The 19,166-nt window shown below is 59.6% G+C and carries 19 protein-coding genes; 6 read left to right on the top strand and 13 right to left on the bottom strand.

The features are described 5' to 3' along the window. Nucleotides 1-9 precede the first annotated feature (9 nt). Genes EY643_RS02295 through EY643_RS02285 form a run of 3 tightly spaced genes read right to left on the bottom strand, consistent with a single transcriptional unit; the run spans nucleotide 10 to nucleotide 3,327 of the window. Nucleotides 10-1,314, bottom strand: coding sequence for an N-acetylmuramoyl-L-alanine amidase (locus EY643_RS02295; protein WP_152660685.1), 1,305 nt, complete (start codon nucleotides 1,312-1,314; stop codon nucleotides 10-12). A gap of 50 nt (nucleotides 1,315-1,364) precedes the next feature. Continuing rightward, a complete protein-coding gene (tsaE, locus tag EY643_RS02290; RefSeq protein ID WP_240732800.1) occupies nucleotides 1,365-1,838 on the bottom strand; it encodes a tRNA (adenosine(37)-N6)-threonylcarbamoyltransferase complex ATPase subunit type 1 TsaE in 474 nt (157 codons plus the stop codon). 7 nt (nucleotides 1,839-1,845) lie between these two features. Beyond that, on the bottom strand, nucleotides 1,846-3,327 hold the full coding sequence (locus EY643_RS02285) for an NAD(P)H-hydrate dehydratase (protein ID WP_152660683.1): 1,482 nt from the start codon (nucleotides 3,325-3,327) through the stop codon (nucleotides 1,846-1,848). A gap of 63 nt (nucleotides 3,328-3,390) precedes the next feature. On the opposite strand from EY643_RS02285, the gene queG reads away from it, so the two are divergent. Next, a complete protein-coding gene (gene queG, locus EY643_RS02280) occupies nucleotides 3,391-4,449 on the top strand; it encodes a tRNA epoxyqueuosine(34) reductase QueG (RefSeq protein WP_152660682.1) in 1,059 nt (352 codons plus the stop codon). Here the strand turns inward: queG and orn are convergent. Next, nucleotides 4,432-4,980, bottom strand: a complete 549-nt coding sequence (orn, locus tag EY643_RS02275; protein ID WP_152660681.1) for an oligoribonuclease — start codon at nucleotides 4,978-4,980, stop codon at nucleotides 4,432-4,434. The genes queG and orn overlap by 18 nt on opposite strands. 73 nt (nucleotides 4,981-5,053) lie before the next feature. Here orn and rsgA point away from each other — a divergent pair, with 73 nt between their 5' ends. Further along, the gene (gene rsgA, locus EY643_RS02270; RefSeq protein WP_152660680.1) at nucleotides 5,054-6,064 is read left to right on the top strand and encodes a small ribosomal subunit biogenesis GTPase RsgA; all 1,011 of its coding nucleotides are present in this window, start codon (nucleotides 5,054-5,056) and stop codon (nucleotides 6,062-6,064) included. A gap of 15 nt (nucleotides 6,065-6,079) precedes the next feature. On the opposite strand, the gene asd is transcribed toward rsgA, so the two are convergent. After that, nucleotides 6,080-6,931 carry an archaetidylserine decarboxylase gene (gene asd / locus EY643_RS02265; RefSeq protein ID WP_152660679.1) on the bottom strand — a complete coding sequence of 284 codons (852 nt, stop codon included), beginning with the start codon at nucleotides 6,929-6,931 and terminating at the stop codon, nucleotides 6,080-6,082. Between the two features lie 46 nt (nucleotides 6,932-6,977). Between asd and EY643_RS02260 the strand changes: the two genes are divergently transcribed. Then, nucleotides 6,978-8,003 carry a hypothetical protein gene (locus EY643_RS02260; protein WP_152660678.1) on the top strand — a complete coding sequence of 342 codons (1,026 nt, stop codon included), beginning with the start codon at nucleotides 6,978-6,980 and terminating at the stop codon, nucleotides 8,001-8,003. Between the two features lie 43 nt (nucleotides 8,004-8,046). Here EY643_RS02260 and EY643_RS02255 read toward each other — a convergent pair whose 3' ends face one another. Continuing rightward, entirely contained in the window at nucleotides 8,047-9,492 is a 1,446-nt protein-coding gene (locus tag EY643_RS02255) for a PhoH family protein (RefSeq protein WP_152660677.1), read from the bottom strand. 510 nt (nucleotides 9,493-10,002) lie between these two features. Here EY643_RS02255 and EY643_RS02250 point away from each other — a divergent pair. Further along, entirely contained in the window at nucleotides 10,003-12,027 is a 2,025-nt protein-coding gene (locus tag EY643_RS02250) for a ribonuclease R family protein (RefSeq protein ID WP_152660676.1), read from the top strand. Nucleotides 12,028-12,037: 10 nt separating this feature from the next. On the opposite strand, the gene EY643_RS02245 is transcribed toward EY643_RS02250, so the two are convergent. The 4 genes from EY643_RS02245 to EY643_RS02230 form a co-directional block, all read right to left on the bottom strand. Next, nucleotides 12,038-12,364, bottom strand: coding sequence for a hypothetical protein (locus EY643_RS02245; protein ID WP_152660675.1), 327 nt, complete (start codon nucleotides 12,362-12,364; stop codon nucleotides 12,038-12,040). Between the two features lie 134 nt (nucleotides 12,365-12,498). Then, nucleotides 12,499-13,896: an asparagine--tRNA ligase gene (asnS, locus tag EY643_RS02240; RefSeq protein WP_152660674.1), complete on the bottom strand. Its 1,398-nt coding sequence runs from the start codon at nucleotides 13,894-13,896 to the stop codon at nucleotides 12,499-12,501. A 62-nt stretch (nucleotides 13,897-13,958) separates the two neighbouring features. Beyond that, nucleotides 13,959-14,495 (bottom strand): lipid-binding SYLF domain-containing protein, encoded by a 537-nt coding sequence (locus tag EY643_RS02235; protein ID WP_152660673.1) that lies wholly within the window; start codon nucleotides 14,493-14,495, stop codon nucleotides 13,959-13,961. A 13-nt stretch (nucleotides 14,496-14,508) separates the two neighbouring features. Further along, entirely contained in the window at nucleotides 14,509-15,456 is a 948-nt protein-coding gene (locus EY643_RS02230; protein WP_152660672.1) for an SDR family NAD(P)-dependent oxidoreductase, read from the bottom strand. 101 nt (nucleotides 15,457-15,557) lie between these two features. Between EY643_RS02230 and EY643_RS02225 the strand changes: the two genes are divergently transcribed. Further along, the gene (locus tag EY643_RS02225) at nucleotides 15,558-15,947 is read left to right on the top strand and encodes a PPOX class F420-dependent oxidoreductase (RefSeq protein WP_152660671.1); all 390 of its coding nucleotides are present in this window, start codon (nucleotides 15,558-15,560) and stop codon (nucleotides 15,945-15,947) included. On the opposite strand, the gene EY643_RS02220 is transcribed toward EY643_RS02225, so the two are convergent. After that, a complete protein-coding gene (locus EY643_RS02220) occupies nucleotides 15,941-17,062 on the bottom strand; it encodes a tetratricopeptide repeat protein (protein WP_170287250.1) in 1,122 nt (373 codons plus the stop codon). The two genes, EY643_RS02225 and EY643_RS02220, sit on opposite strands and share 7 nt — an antisense overlap. 234 nt (nucleotides 17,063-17,296) lie before the next feature. Between EY643_RS02220 and EY643_RS19840 the strand changes: the two genes are divergently transcribed. After that, nucleotides 17,297-17,428 (top strand): hypothetical protein, encoded by a 132-nt coding sequence (locus EY643_RS19840; protein ID WP_276612685.1) that lies wholly within the window; start codon nucleotides 17,297-17,299, stop codon nucleotides 17,426-17,428. Nucleotides 17,429-17,443: 15 nt separating this feature from the next. On the opposite strand, the gene EY643_RS02215 is transcribed toward EY643_RS19840, so the two are convergent. Next, on the bottom strand, nucleotides 17,444-18,088 hold the full coding sequence (locus EY643_RS02215) for a phosphoadenosine phosphosulfate reductase domain-containing protein (protein WP_240732799.1): 645 nt from the start codon (nucleotides 18,086-18,088) through the stop codon (nucleotides 17,444-17,446). Between the two features lie 158 nt (nucleotides 18,089-18,246). Next, a complete protein-coding gene (locus EY643_RS02210) occupies nucleotides 18,247-19,047 on the bottom strand; it encodes a ParA family protein (RefSeq protein WP_152660669.1) in 801 nt (266 codons plus the stop codon). Nucleotides 19,048-19,166: the final 119 nt, after the last annotated feature.

Here is a 19,166-nt window from a genome sequence, read left to right as displayed (position 1 = left end):
AAACCGAATTCAGGTGGCGGGAATGGTTAGCTTCTGGCCGACCATGATTTTTGAGCCGTCGATGCCATTGGCGGTCTTCAGTGAGGCCAGTGAGATGTTGAAGCGCTGGGCGATGGCTGAGAGTGTGTCGCCGCGAGCGATGGTGTACTCAGTGCCGCCCTGGGCCTTGTTCCATGCCACCAGTGTGCCTGACGGCGGGTGCGCCACCAGGTAGTTCTTGATGCCGGCGTGAATCGCCCGCGCCATCTTTTTCTGGTAGCTGCGAGTGGCGAGTTTTTTCGCTTCCCCCGGGTTGGAGATGAAGCCGGTCTCAACCAGGATGGAGGGAATGTCCGGCGACTTCAGCACGGCGAAGCCCGCTTGCTCGACGTTCTTCTTATGCAACCTGGCTATGTTGTCCATATGCCCCAACACCTCGGTGCCTACCTGCAGGCTGGCGTCCAGGGTGGAGGTCATGGACAGGTCGGCGAGCACGCCGGCCAACATGTCGTCTTTGTCTGACAGGCTCACACCGCCCACGAGGTCGGCGGCGTTCTCGCGTTGGGCCAGGTAACGGGCAGCGGTACTGGTGGCACCTCTGGTGGAGAGCGCATACACCGAGGCGCCGTTGGCCTCCTTGCGGGTGAATGCGTCGGCGTGAATGGACACAAACAGATCGGCCTGACGCTTGCGCGCAAGGTCACGGCGGCCCTTCAGGCTCACATAGTAATCGCCGGTGCGGATCAGGGTGGGGGCAAATCCCCGGTCGGCCTTGAACAGCGCATTCAGGTCCTTGGCGATGGCCAACACAATGTCTTTCTCGCGGCGCTTACCGGGGCCGAGAGCGCCCGGGTCCTCACCGCCGTGGCCGGCGTCGATGGCGATAACGATATCGCGCTTGCTGTCACTGCTCACGGTCTTCTTGACCGGCGCCCGGGCACTTTTCGCGCCCTTGTCGTAAAGGTCCAGCACCAGGCGATCACTGGCCTGGTCATTTGCCTTGAGAGTAAAGCTGCGCGGATCAACCGCGGTGCTGATATCCAGCACCACGCGCAGGTCATCGCCGGCGCGAACACCGGAGCGGATCTGGCGAATGGGTGTGTCGTCGAGTGTAAGGTCGGAAAAACTGGTGCGCAGCCGGGTGTTTTCAACATCCAGCACAATGCGGCTCGGATTGGAAAGCACCATGAGTTTGTGTTCGGCGGGGCCAGTGAGGTCGAATACCACGCGCGTGTGGTCGGGCGCGCGCCACAAGCGCACGTCTTTCACGTCCGCTGCGTTTGCAGTGGCCGCTAGCAGATAACCCAGGATCGCCCCGATCCACGCCCTTTTCATGTCACTCCCGCGCCTGAGGCGCTTCTTATTTCTACTGGCTTACAGTGCGTTCACAAAGCCAAGCGCAAACGCTCCAACACCCTGTTCCCCTGGTCGGTGCCGGACTGCAACTGCAGCTCCCTGCCAGCACCCTTGCGCTCTATGTTAATCACTAAATCTGCCGGGGGCAAAACACCGTCGCCACGTTCCGGCCATTCCACCAGACAGATGCTGTCGTCGGTGAAGTAATCGCGGATACCCATGAATTCAAGCTCTTCCGGATCACCCAGCCTGTATAGATCAAAATGGTACAGGTTTAGTTCCGCAAACTCGTAGGGTTCGACAATGGTATAGGTGGGGCTCTTTACCGCACCCTTGTGGCCATGGGCCTGGACGATCCCCCGACTGAGGGTCGTTTTGCCCATACCCAGGTCGCCGACAAGGTGCACCACGGTACCCGGCTCGATCGCCCGAGCCAGCAAGTGGCCACACTGCACCATGGCCTGCTCGTCTTTGGCGGTCAGCTTTATCTGTTCTGGTTTCACGCTTGCTTCACTCGAGTAACTCCCGCAACCAGGGAATGAGATCAGTGGCCACCAGGCCGCGCTGGCCATCCTCGGCGGCAAGATCACCGGCAGCGCCGTGCAGGCAAACCCCCAGAGCCGCTGCCTCGGTCAGCGCCAGGCCCTGCGCCAGCAAAGCACCAATCACACCGCTGAGTACATCGCCCATACCCCCAGTGGCCATGCCCGGGTTGCCGTAGTCGGACAGCAGCTGCGCGCCCCCTCCAGCAATGAGCGTGCCGTTGCCTTTCAGGACAACGACCCCACCATACTGGTGCTGCAAGGCGCTGGCCGCTGCGAAGCGGTCGCTCTGTACCTCTGCGTTAGCGATGCCCAGCAGGCGTGCCGCCTCACCGGGATGCGGAGTGATAACATGCGCCGCACCGGCAAGGCTCAGCTCCCCCGCCGCGAGCAGGTTAAGACCATCAGCATCCAGCACCAGCGGCTTGCCGCTGGCCACTGCCGCCTGCGCGAGGAAGCGAGACCACTCCGACTGGCCGAGGCCGGGCCCCACAACCACTACATCAGCGCTGTCGAGCAAGGGTTTGAGGTCATCGCCGGACGCCACCCCCAGCGGCATGACTTCAGGCGTTCGCGCCACCAGTGCCGCAACATGCTCAAGTCGGGTCGCCACGCGCACCAGTCCGGCACCGCAGCGCAGGGCTGCCTCTGCTGCCATGGCCACCGCACCGGCCATCCCGTAGTCACCACCGACCACCAGTACTGTGCCGTACAGGCCCTTATGCGCATTGGCTGGCCGGGCCGGCAGCGCTTCGAGCAATTCCGCCAGGTCGAGACGATAGGCGTCGGCTTCAAGCTGACGATAGGTTTCTGGCGGCACCATAAGGTCGGCAAATTGCAGCTCGCCCACGTAGTCCGGGGCCTGGCCAGTGAACAGGCCGCGCTTCAGGCCAATAAACGTCACTGTGAGATCGGCCACCACAGCGCTGCCCAGCACCTTGCCAGTATCGGCACAGAGGCCGGAAGGAATATCCAGCGCCAGCACTCTGGCACCGGCAGCATTGACCGCCGCAATGGCATCAAGATAGGGGCCACGCACATCACCACCCAGGCCGGTGCCGAGCATTCCGTCGACCACCACCCCCAGCGGCAATAGCTCGGTGTCGTCAAACGGCTGGACCGCGACACCGTTCGCCAGCGCCTGCTCGCGAGCCAGCAGCGCGTCGCCGCTCACCTTTGCAGCGTCCCCCAGCTGGTAGACCACCACGGGAATACCCCGCTTGTGGGCAATGTCCGCCACCAGGAAACCATCGCCACCATTGTTGCCCGTGCCACACAAAACCTGCAGCTGCTCCGGCTCGGGCCAAAGGTCGAGCATGGCCTCAACCGCAGCGTGGGCCGCACGCGACATCAGGGTAATGCCCGGGATACCCGCGCCTTCGATGGCACAGCGGTCCAGAGCGCGAGTTTGTTCCGCGGTATAGAGCGGATCAGCGTTGTTTAAATCCAACGGTGTTGTCCTCACTGAGTTGTGGGAGAATTATACCTACATGTACGCCACCGTGGCCCCCCATTGCACCAGGATCCCGCACAGCTTTTAGCCGATATTCGCCAACATGCAGCCGAGCTGGGCTTCCAGCAGGTCGGCGTGACGGACGTCAATCTGGCCGAGCACGAGGCCTACCTGCAGAAGTGGCTGGACGCGGGCTATCACGGCAGCATGGATTACATGGCCAAACACGGCAGCAAGCGGTCCCGGCCTGAGGAACTGGTGCCCGGCACCTGCCGCGTGCTGTCACTACGCATGGACTACCACGTACCCGCTGCAGGCGCCGAAGACGTGCTCGCCAACAGCGAGAAGGCCTATATTTCCCGCTATACCCTCGGCCGCGACTACCACAAACTGATCCGCAAGCGCCTGGCGCAACTGGCCTCGTTCATTGAAGGGCTGGCAGGGGGCGGCAACTATCGCGCCTTCGTTGACAGCGCCCCGGTGCTGGAGCGCGCCCTCGCCGAGCGCGCCGGCCTCGGCTGGATCGCCAAGAACACGATGCTGATCAACGCCGACGCTGGCTCCTGGTTTTTCCTCGGGGAAATCTACACTGACCTGCCGCTGCCTGAAGACCCGCCGCAAGCTAGCAAGCACTGCGGTACCTGCACCGCCTGCCTCGAGGTGTGCCCTACCGATGCATTCACCGGCCCGTTTTCACTGGACGCACGCAAGTGCATTTCCTATCTCACCATCGAGCATCACGGCGCCATTGACGAGGCGCTGCGCCCGCTCATGGGCAATCGGGTTTTCGGCTGTGACGACTGCCAGCTGGTGTGCCCCTGGAACAAATTTGCGCAGCCGACGGGAGAAGACGATTTCAGCCCGCGGCACGGTCTGGATAATTCAGACCTGACGGAACTGTTCCTGTGGGATGAAGAGACGTACCTGAAAAAGACCGAGGGCTCAGCGATTCGCCGGATCGGCCATGAGCGCTGGCTGCGCAATCTCGCGATCGGCCTTGGCAATGGCCCTGCCAGCGATGCTGCGATCTCAGCCCTGCTGAGCCGCCGCACGCACCCCTCTGACATGGTCCGCGAACACGTGGACTGGGCGCTGGGAAACCTAAACGTCGAGCTTTAGGAAGTGCTCGCGGTAGTAACGCATCTCGTCGATAGACTCGCGGATATCATCCAGCGCCAAATGGGTGGCCGTTTTGCGGAAACCACCTTCAAGCTCCGGCCGCCAGCGCTGCATCAGGATTTTCAGTGTACTGACATCGAGGTTGCGGTAATGGAAATACGCCTCCAGCCGCGGCATGTGCCTGGCCATAAAGCGTCGATCCTGACAGATGGTATTGCCGCACATGGGTGACGCGTTCTCCGGTACCCACTCCTGCAGAAATGCGATGGTCTCATCGGTAGCCCGATCCGGGTCATAGGCGCTGGCGCGCACCCGGTCCACCAGCCCCGAACGAGTGTGATGCGTGGTGTTCCACTCATCCATTCCGTTGAGGCGTTCATCGCTGGTGTGGATCGCGATCACCGGGCCTTCAGCCAGCGTATTCAGATCGCTGTCGGTCACGATGGTGGCGATTTCGATCACCACATCATTGTCTGGTTCCAGGCCCGTCATTTCCAGATCGACCCAGATCAGGTTGTTTGCGTCCGCCATCGCACTACCCATTCCTGTTGATCCTGTGAGTTTATCACTTGTCGCGAGAGGGCGGGGGCCCAATAATGCCAACATGTCAAAGCGTAAGCTCAGCCGGCAACAGGCCTGGCGAGTTGAAAAAATCCAGCAGGAGCGCGCCAAGCGCGCGGCCCGCAGGGCCGAGGTCGCCGAGGAATCTCTCGCCGAGGGGGAACTGGGCCCGGAACGCGAGGGTATGGTGATCGCCCACTACGGCACCCAGGTGGCAGTGGAGTCCGATACAGGCACCGTGCAGCGCTGCCATATTCGCGCCAATATCGATGGGCTCGTCACCGGCGACAAGGTCGTGTGGTGCGAGGGTGAACCTACCGGCGTGATCGTGGCCCAACTCGAACGCGACACGGTACTCTGCCGGCCAGACCCCCACGGCAAGCTCAAAGCCGTCGCGGCCAATATCGACCAGATTCTCATTGTTATTGCCCCCTACCCTGAGCCCCACGCCAATCTGCTGGACCGCTACCTGGTGGCTTCGGAAGTAGTAGGCATCGAGCCGGTGATCGTGGTCAACAAGACTGACCTGTTGGACCAGGACCCGGCGCAGCAGCAGCTGATGGACATGTTACTGGAGGTTTATCCCAGCCTCGGCTACCGCATTTTGCGGACCTCAAACAAGGATGATGGTCTGGACGAATTGCAGGCGGCCCTGCATGAACGCACCAGCGTTTTCGTGGGGCAGTCCGGTGTCGGCAAGTCTTCGCTGGTGAACAAATTACTGCCCGAGGCGGGCTTGCGAGTAGGCGCCCTGTCAGAAAACACCCTCAAGGGCACGCACACCACGACCACGGCGCAGTTGTTTCATATGGATTGCGGCGGCAGCCTGATCGACTCGCCAGGCATTCGTGAGTTTGGCTTGTGGCACATGAGCCGGGGGGAAGTGGAACAGGGTTTCCGCGAATTCCGCGAGCTACTCGGCTACTGCAAATTCCGCGACTGCCAGCACGAACATGAGCCCGGCTGCGCCATTCTGCAGGCGCTGGACGAAGGCGTGATCACGGAAGAGCGACTGGGCAGCTACCGGCACATCATCAACAGCCTCGATCAATAACTTCGATCAATACCCTCAATCAATAGCGCTGGCCAATGGCTGGCCCAGCGTCGTGGACGTGCCGGCGCTAAAGGCCTGATCCCACTCAACAGTATCCTGCGGGAACAACAGAATGACAGTGGACCCGAGTTTAAAGCGGCCCATCTCTTCACCACGAGCGAGTTCTACTGGTGCCACGGTATTGTCAAAGCGCTCGCTGCGGGTTGTTTTCGGCGGCGGTGCAATCTGCCCACCCCACACCGTCTCAATACCGGCCACAACCATGGCCCCCACAAGAATCATGGCCACAGGCCCAAAGCCGGTCTCGAAATAACACACCAGACGCTCGTTGCGCGCGAACAGGCGGTCCACATTTTCAGCCGTCACACCATTCACTGAGAACAGGTCGCCCGGCACATACGTTGTCGCCAGCAAGCGACCGCCCAGGGGCATATGTACCCGGTGGTAATCGCGCGGCGAAAGATAGATGGTGGCAAATTTTCCGCCGGCAAAACGCGCCGCCCACTCGGCGTCGCCGCCCAGCAGTTCAAAGGCGCTGTAGTCCTGACCCTTGGCCTGAAAAATCCGCCCGTCGACAATGTCGCCCAGCTGGCTGATCGCACCATCTGCAGGGCAGACCACATCTGCCGCAGCGATGGGCCTGGCGCCCTCTACCAATTCTCGGGTGAAGAAGGCATTGAAATTGGGATAGCGCTCGTGGTCCGGCTCCGCCGCCTCGGACATATCCACCTTGAACTGCTTGATGAACGCGCCGATCACCCAGTTTTTCAACCACGCAGGATGTTCCAGTTCTGCCAGCCAGCCCGTCACGCGCGACAGCAAATGCTGCGGCACCACATGTTGTAAAAAGATGAAAATTTTGTCCATGCGGCGTAGTGTATCGCTTATCAGGGGAAACGCGGTATCGAAAGGCGTGAAGATTTGGCTTGCATTGCTCGTGTTGCTGCCAGCCTCAGTACTGGCTCAGGAACAGGTCGAGGAAGAATCCGAGGCGGTAGTACCGGCCACGGAGGTCGTGCCGGTGCTGCGGGACACGCCGGTCCCCGAGGCCACCACTGATGACGAAGAGCTGCCCGAGACGTGGGTAGACGCTTCTCACACCACGGCTGCGGATTCCGCCCAGGCCCTGGTGGAATGGATGGACGACTTCTTCGGCGACCCCACCTACGACCTCGAGAAGGCCGAATCCTTCCTGCGACTGGAATTCGAGAACGAATGGGATCAGGACGACGGCAACGATTTCGGCGTGCGCTTGCGCGGCAAAGTACAGCTGCCCAAGATCAGTCAGCGCGCCAACCTGCTCTTCAACGATGACGACACCGACTCCAACGACCGCGAAGAGCGAGCCGACCAGGACAACATCTCGCTCCAGGTCAACGTGCGTGAATCCAAACGGTCGAGGCTGGATGGCACGCTGAGCTGGTCTGACGGCGCACCCAAGCCCGGCGTGCGCTTTCGCAACGAGGGCGACATCCGCGAGGGCCGCAGTTATCGCTATGTACAGCGCGTGCAATGGGCCAACGACGAGCAGTTCTTCACCCTGGGCCAGGTAGACCTCTATCAGGCGCTGGAGAACGAGCACGTGATTCGCTGGAGCAATCGCATGAAGTGGGGAGAAGAGACCGATGGCGTCGAGTGGCGCACCCGGCTGTCCTTGTTCCAGCGATTTGGCGAAACTACCAAGCGCCCACTGGCGCTGAACCACTTTGTGACGGTGCGCGGCGAGACCAAGCCCAAGTCGTATATACAGAACTACACGCTCGGTACTCTGTGGCGCCGCCAGGTGTATCGGGATTTTCTGTTCTTCGAGGTAGAGCCCACGTTGAACTACCGCCAGCCGGAGTACGACGAGGAGCGGCAGGTCGCCTGGCAAATCATGTTGCGCATGGAAATTCATCTGGCGAAGGACTTCGCCAGAAAAAAGAAGAAGAAGGACTAGGCCGCGAGCCCAGCCCCTCTCCAGCTAGCCTCTCAAACTGTCGCTAGAGATTTTCCTCGGCAAACGCTGCCAGCCGCGACCGCACAATGCCATTCACATGCATGATGCCCGCATGCGGGTAGCGCTTGCTCTTCTCTACCAGGTAAGTGAGGCCCGAGGTCAGCGGTGAGATGTACTTATTGTCGATCTGAGCGAGGTTACCCAGGACGACGATTTTGGAATCCGCCCCCACCCGGCTGATGACGCTCTTCAGCTGAAACTGGGTCAGCCCCTGACTCTCATCAATAATGATGTAGGCGTTATTGAAAGAACGACCACGCATGAAATTGAGCGACTTGAACTGGATATTTGCCCGCTCCTTCACATAGTCGATACTCCCGTGACAGGACTCATCCGTGCCGTGCAATATCTCCAGGTTGTCATCGAACGCGGCCAGCCAGGGCGCCATTTTTTCCTCCTCAGTACCCGGCAGAAAACCGATTTCCTCGGCAATGGGCGGTGTGGATCGCGCCACAATCAGTTTGGAATATTTCTTCTGCTCGAGAATGGCATGCAGCCCGTAGGACAGTGCCAGCAGCGTCTTACCCGAACCGGCCGGACCGGTCATCACGGTCATGTCGACGCTGTCGTCATCCAGCAATGACATGGCCATCGCCTGCTCCAGGTTGCGCGGTGCCAGGCCCCAGAAGCGCTTGTGCATCAGGTTGTCGCGGCTGTCACAGCGCAGGTAGACAAATTCCTTGTCCACCCGCTTCACAAAGGCCATGAACTCCTGGTCGTCGTGCAGGAACATATTGGGATACGCATGGGGCAGCGACGCCCGCGGAATCCGATGCAGGGTCACATCGCCTTCGCGCAAGGTATCCACCTCACTGATGGTGGACCAGAAATCCCCCTCGATATGCTCGTAACCCTTGGCGAGCAGGTCGATATCGTCCAGCACCCGGTCACGGCGGTAGTCCTCGACATGCATCAGGCCCGAACCCTTGGCCTTGATGCGCATATTGATGTCTTTGGTGATGAGGCAGACAACCTCGTCCGGGTGGTCCGACTGCAGCTTCAGCGCCACATTGATGATGCGATTGTCGTTCGCCTGATCCTGGGTGCCATCCAGAAACGGGATATCCGCATCGTCGGTGATCAGCTGGTCCGGGTAGATCGCCAGCGTGCCGGAGCTCATCCCCTCGAGCTCCGACCCGGGCACTTCCACCCCTTCCTGAATCTCCTGTGGTGACGCGGAGTCCACCACCTTGTCGATCATCTGAATTGCAATGCGAGCCTCACGGCTCACCGTTTTGTCCCGGCGGTCTTTGATGTGGTCGAGTTCTTCCAGGACGGTCATTGGGATCACCACATGATTTTCTTTAAACGCGGTGACGGCGGTCGGGTCGTGCAGCAGGACATTGGTGTCCAGAACGTAGGTCTTCCTCACAACAGATTTTAATTGGGTAGGTCTTTTTTCTACGCGCAGGGCGGAGCCTGAATCCATGAATGATTCCTCACGAGATGTTCACTGGGTAATGGTCTTGAGTACTTGGAATCTTGCGAAAGATACGCACAGGCAAAAACTGCGCGCGGCACTGCTGGTTGTGGTTTTTCCGTGAGAGTGGCCGACTTCTGTGTTCGGCGGGGGTTTTGATGATAGGTGTGGAAGGTAGCTGTCTTGAAGCGCGAAGGAGGCCGGAGCTCGAAGGGCTCAGTGGCAGCGCTCAGGCGCTTATTGATTAACGCGTATGGGCTCAAATTCTCTCAGCCCTGCGTCCGGGATTCATTCAAATCGCACATCCAACCGGAAGGGTTGTTACAACAGCGTTGCTAACGATTACAAACCGGATTCGTTGGGCTGTCAATACTGAAAGCGGTATTAGCGCGCGATTAAGAGGGCTTAGGGAACCTCTGGGCCCTTTACTCCGCACTGAAGCAACTATCCTCCTGACACAGAGAGCGATTTCAGCTAGGATACGCGGCTTGATTGATAGATTTTAAGAACTCCCCCCCAATGCTTAACCAGGATTCACTCTCGCAGCTTAAAGGCCTGAAAACCCAGATGGAGGCCGAGAAAGAGCGTGCCGAGGCCGTGGTAAAGGGCACTCAGGCCCGCTACGGGTTTGCCATCCTGGACGATGGCCGGGAAATCTTTATTCCCCCCGATGAGATGCTCAAAGCCTTCCCTGACGACAGGGTGCACGTGTGCATCCGGCCGACCAAGGACAACAAGACCATCGCCGACATCGAGAAGCTGATCGACAGCCCACTCGGTGACTTTACCGGGCGCTGCGTGCGCAAGGGCAAGGCCATGTTCGTCGAGCCCGACCTGCCCCAACTGCGCCGCTGGCTATTTATTCCGCCGCACGCCCGCAACGGCGTGCAGGAAGGCGACTACGTGCGCTGCGCAATCCTGCGCCACCCTATCCGCGACGGCAAACCACAGGCCAAGATCCTCAGCGTCATCGGCAACGAAGACACCCCCGGCATCGAAAACCTCTACAGCATGGCCAAGTACCGGCTGTCAGCAGAATGGGGCAGCAGCAGCCGTAAAGACCTCGAACAGCAGCTCGCCAAGTGTCAGCCGCTGGCAGACGAGGGCCGGCGCGACCTGACCGACCTCGAGTTCGTGTCCATCGACGCGGCCAAGACCCAGGACATCGACGACGCGCTGTACGCGGAGGTTGTCGACAGTGGCTGGATCCTCTACGTCGCGATCGCCGACCCCACGTCCTATATCGCCACCGACTCCAGCCTGTACCGCGATGTCGCGGCCCGCGGCACCTCCGTGTATTTTCACGGTGACGTGCTGCCGATGCTGCCCGAGGAACTATCGCAGGACACCTGCGCGCTTTCAGAAGGCGCCGACCGGCCGGCACTGGTATGTAAAATCTCCCTGGCCGAGAACGGCGAGGTGGGCGAATACGAATTCATGGAAGCGACCATCCGCTCCCGGGCCAAGCTGTCCTATTACAACGTGGATCGCTACCTCACAGGCCAGCGCGACGACCTGATGTCCCACGCGACACCGCTGGAGGCGCTGTACCAGCTGTACCGCGCCCTGCGTACCCATCGGGAAGAGAATCACCTGGTGATGGAAGACCGCCGCGAATACCGCTGGATCATGGGCGACAACAAGCAGATCGACCACATCGAGCCGTTTGAAAAAATGCTGTCGCAGAAGCTGGTGGAAGAGTGCATGATCGCCACCAACCGCTGCGCCGCGCGCTTCCTGGCAGAGAAAGGTGCCAGCGGCCCCTTTGTTACCCACCCGGGCTTCCGCGGCGATCGCATGGAAGAGACTCTGAAATTCCTCGAGATGCACGCGCCGGATACCACTGCGCTGGATCCCAAGGAAGTGATCGGCTACCGCGACATCATGCGCACCCTGTCCGGCACAGACCAGGCCCTGCCCCTGCGCGGCATGGTCAATCGCCTCCTGACCCGCGCCCAGTTTGCCACCGAACCCGGCCCACACATGGGCATGGCGCTGGAGCAATACAGCAACTGCACCTCACCGCTGCGCAAGTACGCCGATTTCCTGGTCCATCTGCAGATCAAGGCGCTGCTGCACGGCGAAGAAGCCAAAATCGTCGATCAGGCCATGCTGGACCAGTTGTCCGAGCGCCTGACCACCGTTCGCGCTGCCACCCTGGAAGCCGAACGCTGGCTCGCAGGCAAGTACCTGGCGCGTCAGTGTGAAGGTAACGGGGAAGACAATAGTGAAAGCGAGGCCAAGCCGACCTTCAAGGCCCAGATCACCCACGTGAACAGCTCCGGCTTCAATGTGCGTCTGCTCGACTCAGGCCTCGACGGCTTCGTCGACCTGCGCAAGGACCCAGAGAAATTCAGCTACGACAAGTGGACCGCGAGCCTCACCAGCACCACCCGGCGTTTCGCGCTGGACGATGAGGCAGAAATTCACTTTGCAGGGGTAGATGTCGGTAATCAGTACCAGGCCAGTTTCACCCTGGTGGCGGGCTGCGGCCTGAAGCCGCCGAAAGAATCCAGCGAAAAGAACGCTGGCGAAGAGAGCTAGGCCGTCGCCATCAATGAACCCGGCGCCCCAGGGCGCCTTTGCTGGCCTGCTCCATAGCGGCTACTTCCGCCATCACCGGCTCACCATCGACCAGCTGGCCCTGAACCCGGGTCACAAGGCGAATCATTTCCTGAACACCGAGCGCGCGCAGATAGGCGCCCATATCCCGGTGGGAATCCAGCACCACATTGGTATCGACCGCGCGAAACGCCTGAATGATCCGCAGCTCGCGATGGGTATAGCGGTCTTCCTCACCAAAAATCAGTTTGGTGAACGTGTCGACGATGGCCATTTCGGAGATACAGCTACCATCCTGGTGCTTGTTTGAACGTTTCATGCCTGCCTCAATCCATGGCTTTCCATGGTCCTTACCTTTCAGTATGGGCCACGCAGAGCAAAACCCTGATCAAATTTTAGGCAATATTTGGCATTTTGCGCTCATTTTTTAACCAGAAGCGCGACAAATATGGGTCAGAAGTGGGCATTACCCGGTGTCCGCGGGTAGGGAATCGCATCGCGCACGTTCTCCATGCCGGTGACATAGTTCAGCAGACGCTCGAAACCCAGGCCGAAACCAGCGTGGGGCACGGTGCCGTAGCGGCGCAGGTCGCGATACCACCACAGCTCCTCTTTGAGCTGGGCATCCATACGTGACTCGAGCACATCGAGGCGCTCCTCGCGCTGACTGCCACCGATAATCTCGCCGATACCCGGGGCCAGAACATCCATCGCGGCGACGGTTTTTTCGTCGTCATTCAGGCGCATATAGAAGGCTTTGATATCGCGCGGGTAGTTCATGAGCACCACCGGACGGCCAACATGCTCCTCCGCCAGAAAACGTTCGTGCTCGGAAGCCAGGTCAATGCCCCACTCCACCGGGAACTCGAACTTCTTCCCACAGTTCTTCAGAATATCCACCGCCTCGGTGTAGTCCATGCGCTCGAAATTGTTGTCGATCACCGTCTGCAGGCGTTCGATGACCGTCTTATCAATTCGCTGCTGGAAGAACGCCATATCGTCCTCGCGCTCCTCCAATACCCGGGTGAACACATGCTTGAGCAGGTCCTCCGCCAGGTCCGCATCGTCGTTGAGGTCAGCGAAAGCGATTTCCGGTTCAACCATCCAGAACTCGGCCAGATGGCGGCTGGTGTTGGAATTCTCGGCGCGAAATGTCGGGCCGAAGGTATAGACCTTGCTCATCGCGAGACAGTAAGCCTCCACTTCCAGCTGGCCAGATACAGTGAGGAAGGCCTCGTCGTGGAAAAAGTCCTCGCTGAAATCAACACCGCCCTGCTCGGCACGCGGCGGATTAGCCATATCCAGGGTGCTCACGCGGAACAGCTCACCGGCGCCCTCGCAATCGCTCCCGGTAATGATCGGGGTATTGATCCAGTTGAAGCCATTGTCGTGGAAGTAGTTGTGGATGGCATTGGCCAGGGTGGTGCGCACCCTGGTGATGGCGCCAAAGGTGTTGGTGCGCGGGCGCAGATGCGCCTGGGTGCGCAGGTATTCGAAGGTGTGGCGCTTCTTGGCGATGGGGTAGCTCTCGGCGTCGTCCACCCAGCCCACCACTTCAACCGCAGACGCCTGGATTTCGACTGACTGGCCCTTGCCCTGGGATTCCACCAACTCGCCACTGATCACCACGGCGCAGCCTGTGCCGGTTTTCAGTACTTCACTCTCGTAGTTGTCGAGTGTGCTGGGGACCACGGCCTGGATCGCGTCGAATGCGGTGCCATCGTGCACTGCCAGGAATGAGATGCCGGCCTTGGAGTCGCGCTTGCTGCGCAGCCAGCCTTTGACCGTAACCTGTGAACCGGTGGCATGCTCGCCCTTCAGGGCAGCGGCGACGGTCGTAAATGTGGACATGGCGAGAACTCCGAGATGCTAAAGTCGCGGAGGATAACCGATCCTGCAGTCTCTCACCATGCCTAGCGTGCGAGACGAGTGATCTTGGCGCCTTCCAGCGAAAGGTCGGCCATCAGGCCTTCATCAGAGAGGATAAAAGCGACCACCGGATCCTGCGCTTCGCGCGAATCCAGATGGGCACCCGCACTGTGCTTTACCACAGTGACATTGCCATCGATCCCCACCTGCCAGCCGCGGCTGCCGCTAAACTGCTGCAGCGCCTCGTCCGTCATGAACAGGATCACTTCCGATTTGCGCACGGCGCCCAGTTGCAAGCCAAAAGAGGCACCCGCGGTAGCGTAATAACCCTCGGGCTCGCCCGCGACCAGAAGCACGCCCTCACCGTACTGGCCGCCCACACCAAAGCCGAGCTTGACCACGTCAGGGAACACCAGCACACCCGCTGCAGCGCGGATCATCCCATCAGCACCGGGCACCTCGTCCTGCAGGAGCCCGAGTACTCGCACACTCTCGGAATTGATATGTTCTACCGAGTCGGCGCGCAACGGCCCACTCAACAATAACAGCAGTAACGTGAGCGACCAGACAATGCGATTCACGGTGACCTCCAGGTCAATGGCTATAGAAAGGCTCGCCGATCAGCTCTTCTGACAGCAGCCACAATTGCTCGGCGTACTGCCGATCCAGAGCATAGGATTCTATACCTCCGGTCGAATTGCCAGCCGCCGCTTCCGCAATGTGACAATCTTCGAGATAAAGGCCACCGGTCCCTTCCAAATGAGGGGAAGTCGCCGCCCAAACGCTGGTGGCAGCCCCCGCGGGTACGGTTTTGTAAGGCAGGTCTGCCGGATCGGTATCGCCGGCGATCAACTCAAAATCCGCGGGCTCCATATGCCGACCGAGCTCAGTCGCGATCATCCCCGGATGCACCGCCAGGGAATGCACACCCCTGGTACCGAATCTCTGCTCCAGCTCGACACTGAACAACACGTTGGCGGTTTTCGACTCCCCGTACGACTGCCACTTGTGGTAGTCGCGTTCAAGGTAGTTCGGGTCATCGAGATTTAGCGGGGCAAATTTATGGGCGGCGGAGCTGAGGTTCACAACTCGCGAAGGCGCCCCTGCCAGCAGTGCTGGCATCAACAGTGAGGTGAGCAGGAAGTGGCCCAGATGGTTAGTACCGAACTGCATCTCAAAGCCCTGCGCCGTGCGCAGCAACGGGCAGGCCATCACCCCGGCGTTATTTACCAGCATATCAATGCTGCCTGTCTGGGCGAGTATGGTAGCCGCGCCACGGCGCACACTGTCCAGGTCTGCCAGATCCAGTACCGCCATGTCGAAGCTGGCGCCGGGCACCGCCTCCTGCAGGCCCGCGAGTGCCGTCGCCAGCTTGCTTTCGTCGCGGGCAACCAGAGTCACTGCGGCGCCCGCGTTCGCCAGGGTGCGGGCCGTTTCCACGCCCAGCCCGGAGGAAGCCCCGGTAATCACGGCGCGCTTGCCACTGAGGTCGATCCCGGCGATAACGTCGTCGGTGGTCGAAGTGTTGTTGAATTGGCTCATGCTGGAACTCCCATCGTATTGGCCGCATATTGTCGCCCCGGCACAATAGCGTTTTAATGGTGGCTTAGGCCAGATACCTTTGTACGGGAATAGCAAAAACCATGAGCAAGCAACAAATAGCAAAACTCGAAGCGGGCAAATACCTGAGCTTCGCCACCCTCAAACGCTCTGGCGACTACGTGGCCACGCCGGTCTGGTTTGCCCCGCTGAATGGACACTACTACCTCTTCTCCGCTGAGGACGCCGGCAAGGTAAAGCGCTTGCGCAACTTCAGTGAAGCGCGCGTGGCGCCGTGCACCGTATCGGGCAAACTCAAGGGCGAATTCATGGACACCCAGGCCGAACTACTGGACAGCCCCGAGGACATCGCCACCGCGCTGGAGGCACTGCATAAAAAGTATGGCCTGAGCATGAAAGTGACCGACTTCTTTTCCGGTCTGACAGGTAAGAAAGACAAGCGCGCCTACATCCGGGTGCATATCCCTCAGTAGGCGGCCGTCTGGATTCGATTCAGTTCGTCCAACTTGATCCGGTAGCGCTCGCGCTCGCGCACCAGACTGGACTTTGAGAGCGCCTGTTCCACATAGCGCTGGGCAGCCTTGAGCTCATCCAACTGCTCGTAAATCAAGCCCAGTGAAAACAGCAGGGTAGCGTCTTCCGGCTGCAGCCCCAGTGCCCGCTGGTAGTAGTCACTGGCGCTGCGCCAGTCTCCCTCTTCCGCCGCCAGATCGCCCAACCAGGCGTGGTAATAGGGATTGCTGTCGCGGTACTTGAGAACACGCTCTTTCCAGTATTCAACTTGCTCGGTGTCGCCGGTGACCTGGTACAAGACCAGTAGATTGTTCATGGCGGAGCGCTCCATGCCGTCCAGCGCCAGCGCCTGCATATAAGCAGCCTCGGCTGCATCGTACTGATGAGTGCGGCGGTATACGGCCCCCAGGTTCACCCACAAGTGAGGCATCTGCGGTGCCAGTTGCAGAGCGCGCACAGCCTGAGTCCAGGCTATATCGAGTTCTTCCCGAGCCAGCGCGTCCATGGCGATATTGTTGTGATACAGGGCCTGGGCGTCACTGTCGGAGATCTCCTGGGTTCCGGCGAAATCTCGGGATGGCAGGGGGTCAATATCCACCATGAAGCGATCCTGGCGGTTCAGGTGGACCACTGCATTCACATGCAGGCGAACAGCGACTCGCTCCCCCATACGCGTCCACTGGGGGCGCACTTCCACCCATTGATAGCGAGCATCCAGACCGGCCTCCCGGGCCAGGGCCACAAACATATTGGCGTAAGACAGGCAGTTGGCCGTTTCCCGGTGAAAGGCTTCTATCGCACTGCCCTCCGCCGTCGGATCGTAATCCATCCCCAGAATCGATGGGCCAGACACCGCCCGGTGCAGCGAGCGCAGACGCTCGCGTTTGCCCAGCTCTTCGCCGGCGTAGGTCGAGACAAACTTTTTCATGTCTGCATCAAGCACGAGAAGGTCGGGTGTAGGCGCCTGGGCGGCAACCTCGTCCACGCCAATCGTCTGCCCGGGTAACTGGATGGGTTCAAGATTTGTGACTTCAGGCGCTGGCGTGCTGGTGGCGCAAGCGGCCAATGTCGACACGAGCAGGCCCGCAAGTGGCAAGACAAAGACATCCCTCCACCGGCATCGGGGCAGGTGTATGGATTCAAGGCATTGTCGCGGACAGTGGAACATGGCGACCTCCAGCTTCAGTGTAACTCAGCCCGCAGAATAGCGCAGCTTGATCGAGGTCAATGCGGATCGACCTTCACCGCCGCATGCTGCCAGGCGTGTGAATGTATTCCTCCGACTAAAAATGCTAACAGGAGCAGCAACATGACTCAGCACTTTCTCGAAGATGACACTCTGGCCGACAAGAAAGCGATGCGCCAGCTCGCCACGGTAATTGGCATATTTGCATTGGCCACTATCGCGCTGGCAGCCGGCGTGGCGTTTGTAGCGGGCTGACGCCCGCCAGGCGGTTCAGGCGGCGGTATGCAAGCCGCACTCGCGGCCGTCATGTACCTTGGTGGGGTCGAAATAGTGGCGGCAGGTGGGTAGCTCAAAGCGCTCCATATAATCCTCAACATCGTCATCCGACCAGTTGAAAATAGGCGCGACCTTGATGATGCCCCGGTTGTCCATCGACACGATGTCGAGGGTCTTGCGGTGCTCGGTCTCTTCCCTGCGAATACCGGTGAGCCAGATTTCGGGCTTGAAGGTATCGAGAGCACGGCCGAAGGGTTCGAGCTTCACCTGCCGGGTAAACTCCTGATGCCGCTCCTCCTCGTCCACGGTAGGCACGCCACCCATGATGGCGTTGCGTCGTTCGGAGGTCATTTGCGGCGAAAATACATGCATGTTCAGGTCGAGCTTCTCGATCAGGCGCTCGGCTACGACATAGGTATCGCGCAGGTTATAGCCTGAATCCACCCAGATGACGGGCACTTTCTTGTCCTGCTCGCTGACGAGATGCAGCATGACTGCTGCGTTTTTGCCCATGCTGGTGGTGGATATGGTGGGCACCTGCAACCCCAATGCCCAACGCACAATCTCCCCGGCGCTCTTGTCGCGCAGGGATGCATTTACATTGTCGAGGTCCAGATCCAACACGGGTAGTTTGCTCACAATATTCGAGGGTCAGAACTTTATCGAATCAATAGAGTGGTTACAAATAACCGAAGTTTATAAATATATTCCTGTGAGAACGGTTTTAGCCCACTGGCCAGAAGATAGTTTGAGCCTCTGGCGTCTTCCCCGCGTCCCTCAGTAAGTAGCGCAATAAACTAAGCCGCTGCGACGGAAGGGGACTTCTCAAGCTCGGCATGGAGGTCGAGGAACTGACCGGTGAGTTTGTGGCTGGGGGCCATGTCGATCAGGGGACGGTGTTCGCGGTGGGATTCTTTCATCTTCACCGAGGTGTTGAGGTAGGTGTCGAACACGGGGTAGCCCTCGTCTTCGAGCTCGGCCACCAGTTCGCCGGGCAAGCGGGCCTGGGAGTTGAACTGGTTGATCACGATGCCTTCCACTACCAGCTCGGGATTGTGGTCTTCCTGCAGCTCGGCCATGTTGTCCATCAGCGAGTAGAGGGACTGGCGCGCGAAGCTGTCGCAGTCAAACGGCACCAGTACGGTGTCCGCGGCGATCAGCGCTGATTTGGAGTAGAAGTTGAAATTGGGCGGCGTGTCGATGTAGATCCGGTCGTACTCATCTACCAGTTTGTCCAGTGCATCACGGAGCTTGTAGATTTTGTAGCGTGACTCAAGCTCCTTCTCCATGTCGGAGAGCACGGGACTGGAGGGCATGAGATAGAGGTTCTCGTAGGGGGTCTCCCAGACGAAGGAATCCGGGTTCTTCTGCATCCGTCGGGAACCGACGGTCTGCTTGAACAACCCCGCCACGCCCTGAGCTTCCGCCGGAAAGGCATCGGCATCGATCTCGCCCACGAGATAGTGAGTGGTATTGCCCTGCACATCCAGGTCAAGAACCAGCGTGCGATAGCCCATGCTGGCACTGATAGCCGCAAGATTGCAGGTGATGCTGGTCTTGCCGACCCCGCCTTTCTGGTTAAAAACGACACGTCTCATGGCTGGATTACCGCTCTCTGATATCACTTGAAGGGATGATTCTCAGTGTAATCAATCACCGATTTCAATGTAAGCGGCGAACAAGAAATTCTGGCTGGAATCAGCCGGAATAGAGGTTC

The sequence above is a fragment of the Halioglobus maricola genome (assembly GCF_009388985.1).
Lineage (GTDB): Bacteria > Pseudomonadota > Gammaproteobacteria > Pseudomonadales > Halieaceae > Halioglobus > Halioglobus maricola.
The sequence above is the reverse complement of the archived record's forward strand: the minus strand, read 5'-3'. Positions and strand labels throughout refer to the sequence as shown.